Genomic DNA, 14,066 nt, shown 5'->3' on the forward strand with positions numbered 1-14,066 from the left:
GAATGATTTTAAAAGAGGTACAACATGCAAAGACTACCTTTGTCTTATATAATTCCTGGAATGAAAACTTACGAAGAGGTAGTAGATGTAAACGGGAGAACTCTCTGTGGCAAAGGGGTGGAGCTAACTGAAGAACATTTAAAAAAATTTCAAGAATTTGGAGTTCAGTTTGTTACGGTTGAAGGACTTAAAGTAAAGCTTCCTTGGGAAAAAACTTTAGAAGAAGAGTTAGAAGGTTTAGAAAAAAGGTTTGAAGGGATTTCTGACCCAATTCTACTTAACATAAAAGAAGTGTTAAAGGAGTTTTTGCTGGAAAAATATAAAGAAACTTAGGAGATTTCATGGATCCCTATGAAAAAAGAAAAGAAGTAAGAAGAAAGCTTCGTAAACTGGAAGGATTACCTACTTTACCTCCTATAGTGCAAAGACTAAATGCCATGGTAGAGGACGAAAGGGTTTCTATAGGACAAATAGCAGAGTTGATAGAAAAAGACCAGGTAATAACCTCTAAAATCTTGAGGCTTGCTAACTCAGCTTTCTATGGTTTCCCACGGAGAGTAAGTACTGTTCAAAATGCCCTGATGTTACTCGGTATCAACGTAATAAAGATTTTGATTACCACCTCTTCTATTTTTGAGATTTTACATAAAGAAGATGTAGGATTGTGGGAACATTCCGTTGGGGTGGCTGCCTGTGCTAAAATTCTTGCAGAAAAAGTAGAATTAAAGGAACCTCAAGAAATAGCTACAGCTGGGCTTTTACATGACCTGGGAAGGGTGATAGAAAAGGTAGCCTTTCCGCAGGAATACACTCAGATAGTCGAGCTTATAGAAAAGGAAAAAAAAGAACCTTTAAAAGCAGAAGAGGAGGTTTTAGGAATAAACCATGCTGAAATTGGAGCTTTTTTGATGAGACAATGGAATTTGCCTGAAAGATTGATAGAGGCAGTAGAAGCTCATCATAATCTTTCTAAGGCTAAAGAATTTAAAAAAGAGGCGGCGGTAGTCCATCTTGCTGACGTTTTAATTCATGCAAGAGGTTATGGTGAAAGCCTTTACAAGAAAGTACCTCCTCTTGATGAAAAGGCTTTTAAAATTCTAAAGCTTGATTTTTCTTTTATTAAAGAGTTGTTTTTTAAACTTGAGCCTAAACTTTATGAGCTTAAATTTTTTACTGAAGAACTTAAAAAAGAAACAGAAGTCACGTAAGTTTAATGCCTAAGACCATCTATTTGTTTTTGAAAAAAGATAAAGTTTTTAAAAAATGGAAAGAACAGCTTTTTTCTGAGCTTAAAGATAAATATCTTCTTAAGTTTTTTTATTCTTCCAAGAGTTTGTTAGAAAGTTTTTTGTTTAGACCACCAGATATGATTCTTTTTAACTACGAAAAGGACCCTTTAGCCTTTGAACAAATAATAAGTCTTAAGAAAAATTTTAACCTCACCGGTATTCCTGTTATACTAGTGGTTAATGAGTTAGACTTTGATTTTTTGATAAATAAAGCTGAGGTGGTAGACGATTTTGTAATCATTCACGAGGACTTAAAAGAAGTTATCCTTAGAATAGAATATGCTTTTAAACGAATAGAGAGGATCTCTGACACCAATCCTCTCACCGGGCTTCCTGGGAATACTTCTATTTCTAAATATTTAGAAAAGATTCTTAAAGAAAAACAAAAGGTAGCTATAGGTTATGTAGATTTAGACAATTTCAAGGTATATAACGATGTGTATGGTTTTTCAAGAGGGGATGAGCTTATCAAAAATTTAGCAAGGATTTTAGCCACAACCTTAAATGAAAAGGTAGGCCAAGGATATTTTCTGGGGCACATAGGAGGAGATGATTTTGTTTTTGTGGTTCCTATCGAAAAAGGAGAAGAAGTTGCAAAAGAAATCATCAAAAAATTTGAAGCAACCCTTCCTATATTTTTAAAAGAAGAAGATTTAAAAAGAGGATATTTTATAACCAAAGACAGACAAGGACACTTAGGACAAATTCCTTTGCCTTCGGTTTCTATAGCTTTAGTACCGATTTATCCTAATAAGTTTAAACACTTAGGTGAGATTTCACAGAGAGCGGCTGAAGTAAAAGCCTTGGTAAAGAAGATGCCAGGAAGTAACTATTTTATAGACAGGAGAAAATAAAAAATTTTATAAAAGGGGAGATCTAATGGGAATAGTTTATGACGAGGTCTGGTTTACTACTTCTCGGGAGATAAAAGTTTGCGAAGAGAATATCAAGAGTTTGACAAAAAAGCTTGAAGCTTTAGAAAAAGAGTTAAATGTTAAAGTTTCTGAGTTAGAGGAGCTACAGATTAAAGATAACCCTAAACTTAGGAAGTTATGGCAAACCTATAAAGCTTTAGAGTCAGAAAAACAAAGGTTAGCAGGGCTAAAAGCCTTTATGGAAAAAAGTTAAAACCTTGTATAGGCCTTCTTTAGGTTAAGGAATTTTTTAGACTCTATAAGCTCTGCCTGTTTTTCTTTAAGTAATTTTTCTAAAAATTCTACCAAATTTAAAACAGATTTTAACTCTTCTTGTTTTATGTTTTTTACGTATTTTTCAAAGTTTTGGTCAATTTCTTCATAAATTGTTAAAGCTTTATCTAAATCTTGATTTTTTATAGCAAGTTCTATTTCAATCAGTCTTTCTTTGAGTTTTGAGATTGACATTTAATTTCTTCCCAGGCTTTCTTAAGTTTTTCTAAAACCTCTATACTGTCTGTGATTTTTTTAGCGTCGTTCTGAGTGTTTGCTACAATCAACTCGTCTAAAAGGGTTTGGTATATCTCATTTAGATTTTTGGCAATATCTCCGCCTTTTTCAAGGTTAAGAGAACCTTGTAGATAGGCTATGATATCGGTAGCCTTACCTAAGTTTTCTGCCTTCTTTTTTATATCTTCAGGGTTATTCAGTCCAGACTCTATCACATTTTTAGAAATCTTTAGACAAGAGATGGCTTTACTATAAAGCATGATTACTAAGTCTAAAGGATCGGCATTTTTTACCTGATTTTCTAGGTAGTTGTAAACCATCTTAACCATAAATCCTCCTAATTATTAGAGTTTATTTTGATTCAGACAAAGGTGTGGCAAAACTTTGTAGTTTAGCTTTTAGTTGATCATTTCTATACAATAGTGCTTCTATTTTACTAAAAGCTAGCCTTAACCTGCTTTCTTCTTTAGCTATAGCTTCCTGTAAAGAAGAAATTTTTTTATCTATAAGTTCTATTTGAAGATTTTGTCTGTTTTGGAAGATATTAAAAGCAGAGTTAAGATTGGTTAAAGTTTTAGAGAAGTTATTTTTAAATTCGTAAATCGCTTGCTTTACTTGATCAGGGTTTTTTTCTAATAGGCTGTTTAGGGTTGAGGTGTTTATAGAAAAATTGCCTTCATCATTTACATTGATAATTCCTAATTTTATAAGTGGTTTAAAGTTGTTTAAAAATTGTGTTTTTACTTGGGTAAGCATGGCATTACCTTGAAAAAGTTGCCCTTTGTCGGTGTTAGATTTAATCAAGCTAAGTACAGAGTTTAAGTTGTCTAAAACCTTAGACAATTCAGATGAAACTTGTGAATAATCATCTTTTATAGTTATAGAAGTACTACCTGTTTTTTTTACATTTACGGTTAAACCAGGTAGGAGATTATTTACGGTTGCCCCAGGACTTTCTATGGTATTTGTGCCTATTTGAATCTTAGTATTTTTAGCTTCTTGTAAGGTGGTAAGTCCACCTAATACAGCAGGGAAGTTTCCCTCTATCTGGATGACTGTATCTTGGTCTTGGGTTTCTTTGGTTGAAGCTTCTGGACTTTTTTCCGCAAGCATAAGTTTATAAGAAGTACCGTCATAAAAAACAGAAGCTGTGACTTTGTCTTGGGATTGATTTATGGTATCTACTAGATTTTGAAGGTTTCCACCACCGAAGTTAATGGTAAATGTTTGGTAATCTGTGTTAGAAGTATAGTATTTTAAATTAAAAGTGGTTGCTTCTATAGAACTGGATAAGCTTTCTACCCCTTGGGTGGAAATTCTTGTTTCTGTTTGGGAAAGTTGTAAAACGGTAAGATTTAAAGAAACGTTTGGGGTATCCTTGGTAGCTGAAGCTGAAAGGATTGAACTATCATCTACCACAACACTTTTATTTTTAAACAAATTTTCTACGTTTAAGCTGTCTATTGAAGACTGAGCACTCTTTATGGCTCCGAGTAAATTGGCTATAGCAGTATTTTTAATTTGAAGAGTAGCTTTATCCTGTTGAAGTTTATTAAGGGTTTTTAATTTAGGTTGCAATATACCTTGAACCATCGAATCTACGTCAAGCAGTCCTGTTACGTTGTTTAAGTATAAAGGAGTGTCAGCCATGTTTTATACCTCTTTTTGTAGTAATAAACCTTTTAATTTTTCTAATTTTATATTATCAAAAAGATTTATTTCTCGAAAGTATTTAAGAAGTTTTAAGGTTTCTTCCCATGGAATTTGACGTAAAACTTCCTTGGTTTCTTTGTCTAAAATTTTAAAAATAGGTAAGTTTAACTCTTGGTCTATCTCTACTTTTAATTCTTTGCTTAACGGGTCTAAGCGTTTGTTCAAGGCTTCAATGAGTTTGTTAAAATTCTTCAACGTTTCTTTGAGTTGCTTTTGGTTCATAGTTAAGGATTCTTGGGTAGAACTACCTTTAGAAGGAAAGGTCGAATCATAGGATTTTTTAGGGGAAGAGGTTTGGTCTCGAGGTTTTATGGTAACCTCTTGCGAGGATAAGAAAAAATCAAAGGATTGGCTATCTATCTTTTTTATGTTCATAGACACGCTCCCTTACTTTCTTTCTTAAAAATATTATCGGATAAATTGAAAAAAACTTAAGACCTAAAATTAAAAAATTTTTATAAATTTTCAGGCTGGATAAAAGGATAGAAATTTTATAAAATGCTCTCTTGCAAAAATTTGTTTAAAGGCTATTATTATTTAAATTAATAAACAGCTTCAGTTTTGCCCCCGTAGCTCAGGAGGATAGAGCACGAGATTCCTAATCTCGGTGTCGCAGGTTCGAGTCCTGCCGGGGGCGTTCTTGGTAATTTTAGAATTCATAGTAAACACTTTCATTTTCTAATTTGACAAAACACGAGTTAAGATTAAAATAAAACGGCGGGATAAAATATAAAAATATTATTATTGTTTAATAAGATTTTTCTAAAAGGGGGATTTTATGGTTGGAAAAGAGAAAGGGTTTTTGATGGATCAGCAAGACAAGAAAGTAAGAGAACAATTAGCTAAAATAAAACATAAAATTATGGTAATGTCTGGGAAAGGGGGGGTAGGTAAAAGCACCGTTTCAGTTAATATAGCTGTCGGATTATCCTTACAAGATTTTATGGTAGGGCTTTTAGACGTAGACCTTCATGGCCCAAGTATCCCTAAAATGTTAGGTGCGAGAGATCTGAGAATTTCTAGAAAACCAGACGGAAGGATGGGACCTATCAAATATTCTCCTAATTTAAAGTTTCTTTCTATTGAACCTCTTTTACCTTCCGAAGATACAGCTATTATCTGGAGAGGTCCTATCAAACATTCGGCGATCAAACAGTTTATAGGAGATATAGATTGGGGAGAACTTGATTATTTAGTGATAGACGCTCCCCCAGGTACCGGGGACGAGCCGTTAACTGTTGCAAAAACGATTCCAGATGCCTATGCTTTAATCGTGACTACTCCTCAGGAGGTTTCGTTGATAGATGTTAAGAAGTCTATAAGGTTCTGTCAGAAAATAAAGATGAGGATTCTAGGGATAGTAGAAAACATGAGTGGGTTTATTTGCCCACATTGTGGAAAACCTATCGACCTTTTTAAAAGAGGAGGGGGACAAAAATTAGCAGATGAGTTTGGACTAAGGTTTTTAGGTCGGATACCTGTTGACCCAAGGGTGGTTGACACCGGAGATACAGGGAGACCTATTATTGCTGCTTATCCAGAAAGTGTTACTGCTAAAGCCTTTGAAGAACTGGTTAGAAATATTATAGCTGCTACTGAAGAGATGAAAGAAGATGTGTTAGAAGAAAGATTTATGAGGATTGCTGTGCCGGTGACTACACCGCCTAACAAGATAGAGCCTTCTCTGGAAAATTTCGACATGTTTTTAGTTTATGACATAGAAAACAATAAAATCTTGGTCAAAGATTTAGTAAAGAAGCCTCAAAATCAAGACCTTTTTTCATTTCTGACAGAACAGGTGGCTACCCACATCTTACTTTATGCCCCACCTAAGGAGCTTGCCGACGACTTAGTCAAACAAGGAATAAGAGTTTTGGTGGCTGAAAACTCAGAAGAAAACCCTGACAGTTTGATAGAAGAATACATTAATCAAAAAAGCATGCATTAAAAGTGGAAGTTTTTTATTTTACTTACACCGGATTTTCAGAAGTTGTAGCAAGGGAAATTTCTTCTTTTTTAGGGGCAAAACCTAAAAAAATAGAAACTTATAGATGGCCGTATTTTTTTTGGCTTTTTTTGTCTTTTATTCCATATTTTCCTGTTAAAAGCTGGTTTGAACCACCTCAAGAAGAAAAGATATTAGTTTGTTTTCCTAAATGGACCTTTAACTGTCCTCCTGTAACATATTTTTTAAGAAAAATAAGGTGTAAGCACCTGTTTTTGTTGGTTTGTTATAAAGGATGGGGAGAAGACCATTATAGAAAAATTTACAGGTCTTTAGGGTTAACAATTGCAGAAAACGTAGAAATTTTTTTTATAAACCAGAAAACTTGGCAAAAAGATTTGTCTAAAATTATAGAGATATTCAGGGGAGATGATTATGCCTCATCAAGAGGTATTAGACCAGCTTGAAAGAAAAAACAAAGAACTTTTAGCTTTACTTGAGATCAGTAAAATTTTAAGTTCTTCTTTTAATATGCATCACAATCTTTATCAAAGCTTGAAAGTTCTTTCAGACATTTTGGACATGCAACGAGCAACCATTACCCTTTATGATAGTGAAACTAATACTTTACATATTTCCGTAGCTTATGGACTTACTCCAGAGCAAATGAAAAAAGGGATTTATAAAAAAGGTGAAGGGATAGTGGGGAAGGTTTTTGATACAGGAGAACCTATAGTAGTACCTAACATCGGAAAGGAGCCAATGTTTTTAAATAAAACCGGAGCAAGGTTAACCAAAGAAAATATTTCTTTTTTATGTGTCCCTCTCAAAATAGAGGGAGAGGTGTTGGGTGTTCTTTCAGTAGATAGAATATTTAGCGAAGAAATAGACCTTAAAGAGGATATTAGATTTTTAAACATAGTAGCTACCCTCTTTTCACAATATTTAAAGCTTTATCAAATGTTTAGAAAAGAAAAAGAAGAAAAAGAGAACCTATCTTTAGAGCTTAAGGGAAAATATCAATTTAGGAATCTTATCGGTATTTCTGACAAGATGCAGCAGGTTTTTAAGCTTGCTATTAAAGCTGCTAAGTGTAAGGCTAATATCTTACTGATAGGAGAAAGTGGAACAGGGAAAGAACTATTAGCTAAAGCTATTCATTTTGAAAGTGATCGGGCTAATGGACCATTTGTAGCTATTAATTGTGCTGCTATCCCTGAAACCCTTCTTGAAGCGGAACTTTTTGGTTATAAAAAAGGAGCCTTTACCGGTGCTCTTATCTCAAAACCAGGTAAATTTGAGCTTGCTAATGGTGGAACTATCTTTTTAGATGAAATAGGAGATTTGCCTTTATCTTTACAGGCCAAAATTTTAAGGGTTATTCAAGAAAAGACTTTCGAAAGGATAGGAGATACTAAGTCAATAAAGGTTGATGTAAGGATTATAGCTGCGACCAACAGAGATTTAGAAAAAATGGTAAGAGAAGGGACTTTTAGAGAGGACCTTTATTTTAGATTAAATGTAATACCTATTTATTTACCTCCTTTAAGAGAAAGAAGAGAAGACATTCCTCTTTTAGTAGACCATTTTCTTAAAAAATTTAATCAAGAGTATAACAAGAACGTGCAAATTTCGTCGGAGATAATGGAAAAGTTTATGGCTTACCATTGGCCTGGAAACGTAAGGGAGCTTGAAAATACGTTGGAGAGGTTGGTAGTTTTGGCAGAAAAAGATTTTATTACTTTAGAAGACATTCCTTTTTATATAAGACAAGCTTTTTTAGAAGAGCAAATAAAAAAAGAAAGAGATTTTAAAGAAAAACTTTTACCTGCTCATATAGAGCTTATAGAAAAGAAGGCTATAGAAGAGGCACTTAAAGCATGTAGATATAATCAGACAAAAGCTGCTAAGATGTTAGGGCTTACTAAAAGACAAATAAGTTATAGGATTAAAAAATACGGCATACTCACAAAATAGTTATTTTCATCTTTTGGTTCTAAATATACAATTTTGTTCTTTTGGAACAATTTTGTCATCATTTTCCTTAAAAATTTTTCACTATTTTTGGATGTTGATTAATGGCATACTTCTTGCAATAAAAAAGTAAAATAAATTTTGTGGAGGGAGGGGGAATTATGAGCGTTTATCCAGGTCAACCTAATGCTAGTTCTGCTACAGGTACCCGTAATAGGGTTTCTGACCCGGCACCATACTCTGGTATTTGTTCTGTTTGTTTAGACGGATGTCCGGGCTTTTGTGAAGTAGGCAAGTCCTCTTTTAGAGGAAGAGAGATTCTCTATCCTCAACCTTTTGGAAAAGTTACTGCAGGTGCTACCAAAAAATATCCTGTAGATTACTCTCATCTTAACATTCAAGGTACTTGTGTGGGGGCTGTTGGTATTGAGCCAGACCCGGATAAAGCTACCTTTCCTGCGGTTAATACAGAAAGAGAAATAGGTAGAAATTACAAAATCAAACTTCGTATTCCTATTTTTACCGGAGCTTTAGGTTCTACTGATATAGCTAAAAACAACTGGAATGAATTAGCCATCGGTGCTGCTATTTCTGGTATTATGGTAGTCATTGGAGAAAACGTGGTAGGTATGGACCCAGATGCCGAGTTTAAAAACGGCAAGGTTATCAAATCCCCAGAGCTTGAAAGAAGGGTTAAGGCTTTCAAAGATTGGTATGAAGGTTATGGAGAGGTTATTTTACAACAGAACATAGAGGATTCGAGACTTGGTTCTGCTGAGTATGCCATAGAAAAGTTAGGGGTTAACTGCATTGAAATAAAGTGGGGACAGGGAGCTAAAGACATCGGAGGAGAGGTTAAGCTAAAAACCTTGGAAAGAGCTTTAGAGCTTAAGAAAAGAGGTTATATCGTTGTTCCTGACCCAGAAGATCCTGTTATTCAGGAAGCGTTTAAAAAAGGTGAAATAAAAGAATTTGAAAGACATTCAAGGCTCGGTATGGTAGATTATGATGATTTTATGAAAACTGTAGAATATTACAGAAAGGTTGGTGCTAAGTTTATTTCTTTAAAAACAGGTGCCTATAGGGTTACTGACCTTGCCAGGGCTTTAAGATTTGCTTCTGATGCTGGGATTGACCTTGTGACCATAGACGGAGCTGGTGGTGGTACCGGTATGAGCCCATGGAGGATGATGAACGAATGGGGTATTCCTACTATTTACTTACAGTCTATAGCTTACAACTTTGCTAAAGAACTTGCAGCCAGAGGAAAATATGTGCCTGATTTAGCGATAGCAGGTGGTTTCTCTTTAGAAGATCATATTTTTAAAGCCTTGGCTCTTGGAGCTCCTTTCTTTAAAGCAGTTTGTATGGGAAGGGCTTTAATGATCCCAGCCTTTGTGGGTAAAAACATCGCCAACTGGTATAAAGAAGGAAAACTTCCTCCTGAAATTAAAAAGTATGGTGAGTCCTTAGAACAGATTTTTATCAACACAGAGGTGCTTAAAAACAAATATGGAAAAGATTTTGAAAAAATACCTTGGGGCGCTGTAGCCATGTATACTTTCGTAGAAAGGCTTACCATCGGATTGAAACAGCTTATGGCTGGAGCGAGAAAATTCTCTATCGAATATCTTGACAGAAACGATTTGGTAGCCCTTACCAAAGAAGCTGCCGAGGTTACTGGTATTCCCTATGTGATGGAAGCAGATATGGAAAAAGCTTATGAAATTCTTTTAGGATAGGTTGAAAGATCATCGATCTTTTTGGAGTATTAAATTTTTAAAAGGGAGGTAGACAAATTTTTTTGTCTACCTCCCTTTTTTGTTAAAGGTTTACTTTTTTTTATTTTGCGGTTTAATTATTAAAAATTATTAATCTTTAAGGAGGCTCTTGAAGATGTTATTCGATAAACCCAGGGATAAAAAGGATGTTCAAGAGCTTATTAAACAACACAACGTTAAGTTTGTTAGTCTATGGTTTACAGACATTTTAGGTCAGCTAAAAAGTTTTACGGTTGCAGTAGAAGAGTTAGAAGCAGCCTTTGAAGAGGGTATGGGGTTTGATGGTTCTTCCATTCATGGTTTTGCAAGGATTGATGAATCAGACATGATAGCTATACCTGACCCTTCAACTTTTGCCCTTTTACCTTGGACTTCTCCTGAGAAAACCACTGCCAGAATGTTTTGTGATATTTATGAGCCAGGTGGTACTCCATATAAAGGTGACCCAAGATATATATTAAAATTGAACCTTGAAAAAGCCGCCAAACTTGGTTACACCTTTTACATTGGTCCTGAGCTTGAGTTTTTTTATTTCAAGTCAGATAAATATCCTGAGCCTTTAGATGAGGCAGGTTATTTTGACTATTCTTTAGATGCTGCTGAAAACATTAGAAGAGATACTATTCTTACTTTAGAAAAGATGGGTATAAAGGTTGAATATTCCCATCATGAAGTAGCTCCTTCTCAACATGAAATCGATTTAAGATATGCAGAAGCCTTGACGATGGCAGACATAGTTATGACCTATAGGGTAGTGGTTAAGGAAATAGCTAAAAGATATGGTGTCTATGCAACCTTTATGCCCAAACCTCTTTTCGGAAAATGTGGAAGTGGAATGCATACTCATCAATCTCTTTTTGTAGGTGATAAAAATGCCTTTTTTGATCCTAAAGATCCTTTTTATTTGTCTGATGTGGCCAAACATTATACCGCAGGTCTTTTAAAACATATAAAAGAGATAACCTTAGTGCTTAACCAGTGGGTAAATTCTTATAAAAGGCTTGTGCCTGGTTATGAGGCACCTGTTTACATCTGTTGGGCAAGAAGAAATCGGTCCGCACTTATAAGGATACCACTTTACAAACCAGGGAAGGAAAAAGCCACCAGGATTGAGCTTAGGTCTCCTGACCCTGCCTGTAATCCTTATCTGGCATTCGCTTGTATGTTAAATGCAGGTCTAAAAGGAATTAAAGAAAAATATGAATTACCTCCACCAGTAGAGGTTGATGTATATCACTTAGACCCGGAGGAAAGAGCGGCTTTAGGAATAGATAATCTGCCAGGAAGTTTAATAGAAGCTATAGAATATGCTGAAAAAAGTGAGCTTCTTAGGGAGACCTTGGGAGAACATACTTTTTATAATCTTATAGAAAGCAAAAAGAAGGAATGGGATGAATATAGAATACAGGTGTTTCCTTATGAGTTAGAGAAGTATTTACCTATCCTTTAGAGAGGGAAGAACTCTAATGGATAAACTAAACATAGCGTTGATTCAAATAAACCCAACTTTAGGAAATTTTGATTACAACCTAAACAAAGTTTTAGAAGTTTGGAGGCAAGTTGACGGGCATTCTCACATAGTAATTTTTCCAGAATTTGCCCTTTCTGGTTTTTTCCCAGCAGACCTTTTTTTCGAAACAGATTTTTTAGTAAACTTAAAACAAACCATACAAAGGTTGGTAAAAGCTTCAGAAAACTTCAATTCCACCATTATTATAGGTACTCCTTACTTTGACCGAGGACTGTTTAACAGTGCTTTAATAGTAAAAAAAGGGACCATATTAGCAGGATATCATAAACGCTGTTTAGATGAGGCCTTTAATGAAGGAAGGTATTTTCAGCCAGGGGTTAAACCCCTGGTCATAAACTTTAATACATTTAAGATAGGAGTTAGCATAGGTTGGGATTGCTGGAAAGAAAACGGATGGTTTCATTTTTACAACCAAATGGATGTGGACCTCTTGATAAACTTAGGGGCTTTTCCTTATTATCAAGGCTCTTTTAAAGAAAGAGAAAAGGTATGTCAAGTTTTAGCTCAGAGATTTAACGCCTATGTAGCTTGTGTAAATCTAATAGGTGGACAAGAACGTTGGGTTTTTGACGGAAGAAGTTTTGTAGTAGACCCTTACGAAGAAACAGTAACCCTTCTTTCTGGATTTGAAGAAGATTTTTGCATTTTATCAATAGATTATGACACAATCTTGAGAAAAAAACTGTCTAATGTTCAACTAAAAAAAGAAGAACCTTGTGAGTATTGCTTTTTTGATGAGGTTTTTCTGGAAGACAGAAGAAGGCTCTTGAGTTTTAAAGGAAAAATAGAGGCTAAGTTTTCTGAAGAAGAGGAAGTTTATAAAGCTTTAGTTTTAGCTTTGAGAGATTATGTAGAAAAAAGTGGTTTCAAAAAGGTTGTTTTAGGACTTTCTGGAGGGATTGATTCTTCTCTAGTAGCTTGTATAGCCGTTGATGCCTTAGGTCAAGATAGAGTGGTTGGAGTTTTTATGCCTTCCCCCTTTACCTCTAAAGAAAGTAAAGAAGACGCTATGCAATTGGCTCAGAATTTAGGCATAGAGTTTTTAGAGTATCCTATAGATGAGGTTTTTGAAATTTTTAGAAAAACTTTTGGTTATCCTGAGTTTGACGTGGCAGACGAAAATCTTCAAGCTCGTTTGCGAGCTAATATTTTATTTTATCTTTCTAACAAAAGAGGATATTTAGTTCTTTGTACCTCAAACAAAAGCGAGGCAGCGGTTGGATATGGGACCCTTTATGGAGATATAGCCGGAGGGTTTGCTCCGATAGTAGACGTTTATAAGACTATGGTTTACAGGCTTGCTAAATACAGAAACAGTTTGAAACCTGACATTCCAGAAAGGGTTTTGTTAAAAGTCCCTTCTGCGGAACTACGTCCAGGCCAAACTGACTATGAAGTTTTACCAACTTATGAAATCCTTGATCAAATTTTAGAGCTCTATCTTGAAAAAAAAGCTTCCGTTAACTCTATCATAGAAAAAGGTTTTGAAAAATCAGTGGTAGAAAAGGTTTTATCCATGGTTAAAAAGGCAGAGTTTAAACGGAAACAAGCTCCTTTTGGTCCTAAGGTTACCAAAACTTCTATGGTTGCAGACAGAATTTATCCAGTGTTTTAAGTTTTTCTCAAAACTTCTGATTTTTATGCCCCTTTCTTTGAGGTTTAAATTTCCCGACAGGAACTTATAATCATTTATAATTCCCTCATCCTCTACCTGTTCTTTTAATATTACCCATCGGGTTAAAAAATTTTCTAATATAGTGTTTATTTAATTGTGTCTACCAATTTTGGGTAAGAAGACTCCCTCCTAAAATTAGATATCGCTTCTTTAAATCCAGGTAAACTCCTACCCCTGTATCTCTCGTTCATCTCCAACAATACCAAATATACCACCTTACAAACTGAATCCACTCCTGAAAATACCTCTATCACCTTAGCCCTCTTTTTTCATCAAATAATTTATCACCGAAGAACTGTAATACTCAGAATCAAGCGATACATGTACTATCCTCTTTACCTCAGGCAAAACCTCAAAAGCCGCTTCTATCGCCCTTAAATGCCCATCATGTCTATTCCTATCCTTAAATTCATGATAAACTATCAATGGTATCTCTTTAAAGGCCGTAATAATAGGTCTATATCCACGAAACCCCTTGTAAGTCATCTTGGCTGTCTGCTTTTCTGCTTGTATAATCGTAGGGTCAGACCATGTAGATCTTCTACATAACGGCCTCCACCGATAAGGATAAGAAGGATAGGTTGAATATATTGTTTAGGCGTTGTACCCTCTGTTTGAACCAGGTAGAGGCATATGTTGACACTTGTCAAGAGAATTGTGTCTCCTTATAAAATCTCTTTACAAACATTTGCCTCAATTCGTATAAAGCAGACTTAATTAAAGGAAGTGGTTTT

General features: G+C 35.0%; 16 protein-coding genes and 1 tRNA gene. 11 read left to right on the forward strand and 6 right to left on the reverse strand.

Annotated features, from left to right (window positions below; all coding sequences use genetic code 11):
• The first annotated feature begins 24 nt into the window (after positions 1–24).
• From PWP26_RS03275 to PWP26_RS03290, 4 genes are read left to right on the forward strand one after another with little or no spacing between them, the layout of a single operon-like run.
• A complete protein-coding gene (locus PWP26_RS03275) occupies positions 25–333 on the forward strand; it encodes a hypothetical protein (protein WP_038060884.1) in 309 nt (102 codons plus the stop codon).
• Positions 334–341: 8 nt separating this feature from the next.
• Positions 342–1,208 carry an HDOD domain-containing protein gene (locus PWP26_RS03280; protein ID WP_038060881.1) on the forward strand — a complete coding sequence of 289 codons (867 nt, stop codon included), beginning with the start codon at positions 342–344 and terminating at the stop codon, positions 1,206–1,208.
• 5 nt (positions 1,209–1,213) lie between these two features.
• Positions 1,214–2,143, forward strand: coding sequence for a GGDEF domain-containing protein (locus tag PWP26_RS03285; RefSeq protein ID WP_051754485.1), 930 nt, complete (start codon positions 1,214–1,216; stop codon positions 2,141–2,143).
• A gap of 25 nt (positions 2,144–2,168) precedes the next feature.
• Complete coding sequence (locus tag PWP26_RS03290; protein WP_038060879.1) at positions 2,169–2,417, forward strand: hypothetical protein; 249 nt, start codon at positions 2,169–2,171, stop codon at positions 2,415–2,417.
• On the opposite strand, the gene PWP26_RS03295 is transcribed toward PWP26_RS03290, so the two are convergent.
• The 4 genes from PWP26_RS03295 to PWP26_RS03310 are packed head-to-tail and all read right to left on the reverse strand — an operon-like array spanning position 2,414 to position 4,801.
• Positions 2,414–2,671, reverse strand: coding sequence for a hypothetical protein (locus tag PWP26_RS03295; protein ID WP_038060876.1), 258 nt, complete (start codon positions 2,669–2,671; stop codon positions 2,414–2,416). The two genes, PWP26_RS03290 and PWP26_RS03295, sit on opposite strands and share 4 nt — an antisense overlap.
• A complete protein-coding gene (gene fliS, locus PWP26_RS03300; RefSeq protein WP_235181316.1) occupies positions 2,641–3,042 on the reverse strand; it encodes a flagellar export chaperone FliS in 402 nt (133 codons plus the stop codon). Before fliS ends, PWP26_RS03295 begins: the two co-directional genes overlap by 31 nt.
• Positions 3,043–3,064: 22 nt before the next feature.
• Positions 3,065–4,363 (reverse strand): flagellar filament capping protein FliD, encoded by a 1,299-nt coding sequence (gene fliD / locus PWP26_RS03305; RefSeq protein WP_301398948.1) that lies wholly within the window; start codon positions 4,361–4,363, stop codon positions 3,065–3,067.
• Positions 4,364–4,366: 3 nt separating this feature from the next.
• Positions 4,367–4,801, reverse strand: a complete 435-nt coding sequence (locus PWP26_RS03310; RefSeq protein ID WP_301398949.1) for a flagellar protein FlaG — start codon at positions 4,799–4,801, stop codon at positions 4,367–4,369.
• A 188-nt stretch (positions 4,802–4,989) separates the two neighbouring features.
• Here PWP26_RS03310 and PWP26_RS03315 point away from each other — a divergent pair.
• The 7 genes from PWP26_RS03315 to PWP26_RS03345 all read left to right on the forward strand — a co-directional run bounded on the left by PWP26_RS03315 (position 4,990) and on the right by PWP26_RS03345 (position 13,272).
• Positions 4,990–5,063 (forward strand) — tRNA-Arg (locus tag PWP26_RS03315).
• 141 nt (positions 5,064–5,204) lie between these two features.
• The gene (locus tag PWP26_RS03320) at positions 5,205–6,374 is read left to right on the forward strand and encodes an Mrp/NBP35 family ATP-binding protein (RefSeq protein ID WP_038060870.1); all 1,170 of its coding nucleotides are present in this window, start codon (positions 5,205–5,207) and stop codon (positions 6,372–6,374) included.
• A gap of 2 nt (positions 6,375–6,376) precedes the next feature.
• Entirely contained in the window at positions 6,377–6,838 is a 462-nt protein-coding gene (locus tag PWP26_RS03325; RefSeq protein WP_038060867.1) for a hypothetical protein, read from the forward strand.
• Complete coding sequence (gene nifA, locus PWP26_RS03330; protein WP_273019135.1) at positions 6,807–8,348, forward strand: nif-specific transcriptional activator NifA; 1,542 nt, start codon at positions 6,807–6,809, stop codon at positions 8,346–8,348. The genes PWP26_RS03325 and nifA overlap by 32 nt, the downstream gene beginning before the upstream one ends.
• A 158-nt stretch (positions 8,349–8,506) precedes the next feature.
• Positions 8,507–10,087 (forward strand): FMN-binding glutamate synthase family protein, encoded by a 1,581-nt coding sequence (locus tag PWP26_RS03335; RefSeq protein WP_038060861.1) that lies wholly within the window; start codon positions 8,507–8,509, stop codon positions 10,085–10,087.
• A 154-nt stretch (positions 10,088–10,241) separates the two neighbouring features.
• Positions 10,242–11,576 carry a glutamine synthetase family protein gene (locus PWP26_RS03340; protein ID WP_038060858.1) on the forward strand — a complete coding sequence of 445 codons (1,335 nt, stop codon included), beginning with the start codon at positions 10,242–10,244 and terminating at the stop codon, positions 11,574–11,576.
• A gap of 16 nt (positions 11,577–11,592) precedes the next feature.
• A complete protein-coding gene (locus PWP26_RS03345; RefSeq protein ID WP_038060856.1) occupies positions 11,593–13,272 on the forward strand; it encodes an NAD+ synthase in 1,680 nt (559 codons plus the stop codon).
• A gap of 146 nt (positions 13,273–13,418) precedes the next feature.
• Here the strand turns inward: PWP26_RS03345 and PWP26_RS03350 are convergent, their stop codons facing one another.
• Entirely contained in the window at positions 13,419–13,586 is a 168-nt protein-coding gene (locus tag PWP26_RS03350; protein WP_156095576.1) for a hypothetical protein, read from the reverse strand.
• 1 nt (position 13,587) lies between these two features.
• On the reverse strand, positions 13,588–13,818 hold the full coding sequence (locus PWP26_RS03355) for a hypothetical protein (RefSeq protein WP_038060854.1): 231 nt from the start codon (positions 13,816–13,818) through the stop codon (positions 13,588–13,590).
• Between the last annotated feature and the right edge of the window lie 248 nt (positions 13,819–14,066).

Origin of the sequence: Thermodesulfobacterium sp. (genome assembly GCF_030445475.1) — a bacterium.
Taxonomy (GTDB): domain Bacteria; phylum Desulfobacterota; class Thermodesulfobacteria; order Thermodesulfobacteriales; family Thermodesulfobacteriaceae; genus Thermodesulfobacterium; species Thermodesulfobacterium commune.

Coding starts and splice junctions, on each gene's coding strand:
- PWP26_RS03275 (WP_038060884.1), top strand. CDS start 25: ATGCAAAGACTACCTTTGTCTTATATAATTCCTGGAATGAAAACTTAC.
- PWP26_RS03280 (WP_038060881.1), top strand. CDS start 342: ATGGATCCCTATGAAAAAAGAAAAGAAGTAAGAAGAAAGCTTCGTAAA.
- PWP26_RS03285 (WP_051754485.1), top strand. CDS start 1,214: ATGCCTAAGACCATCTATTTGTTTTTGAAAAAAGATAAAGTTTTTAAA.
- PWP26_RS03290 (WP_038060879.1), top strand. CDS start 2,169: ATGGGAATAGTTTATGACGAGGTCTGGTTTACTACTTCTCGGGAGATA.
- PWP26_RS03295 (WP_038060876.1), bottom strand. CDS start 2,671: ATGTCAATCTCAAAACTCAAAGAAAGACTGATTGAAATAGAACTTGCT.
- fliS (WP_235181316.1), bottom strand. CDS start 3,042: ATGGTTAAGATGGTTTACAACTACCTAGAAAATCAGGTAAAAAATGCC.
- fliD (WP_301398948.1), bottom strand. CDS start 4,363: ATGGCTGACACTCCTTTATACTTAAACAACGTAACAGGACTGCTTGAC.
- PWP26_RS03310 (WP_301398949.1), bottom strand. CDS start 4,801: ATGAACATAAAAAAGATAGATAGCCAATCCTTTGATTTTTTCTTATCC.
- PWP26_RS03320 (WP_038060870.1), top strand. CDS start 5,205: ATGGTTGGAAAAGAGAAAGGGTTTTTGATGGATCAGCAAGACAAGAAA.
- nifA (WP_273019135.1), top strand. CDS start 6,807: ATGCCTCATCAAGAGGTATTAGACCAGCTTGAAAGAAAAAACAAAGAA.
- PWP26_RS03335 (WP_038060861.1), top strand. CDS start 8,507: ATGAGCGTTTATCCAGGTCAACCTAATGCTAGTTCTGCTACAGGTACC.
- PWP26_RS03340 (WP_038060858.1), top strand. CDS start 10,242: ATGTTATTCGATAAACCCAGGGATAAAAAGGATGTTCAAGAGCTTATT.
- PWP26_RS03345 (WP_038060856.1), top strand. CDS start 11,593: ATGGATAAACTAAACATAGCGTTGATTCAAATAAACCCAACTTTAGGA.
- PWP26_RS03355 (WP_038060854.1), bottom strand. CDS start 13,818: ATGACTTACAAGGGGTTTCGTGGATATAGACCTATTATTACGGCCTTT.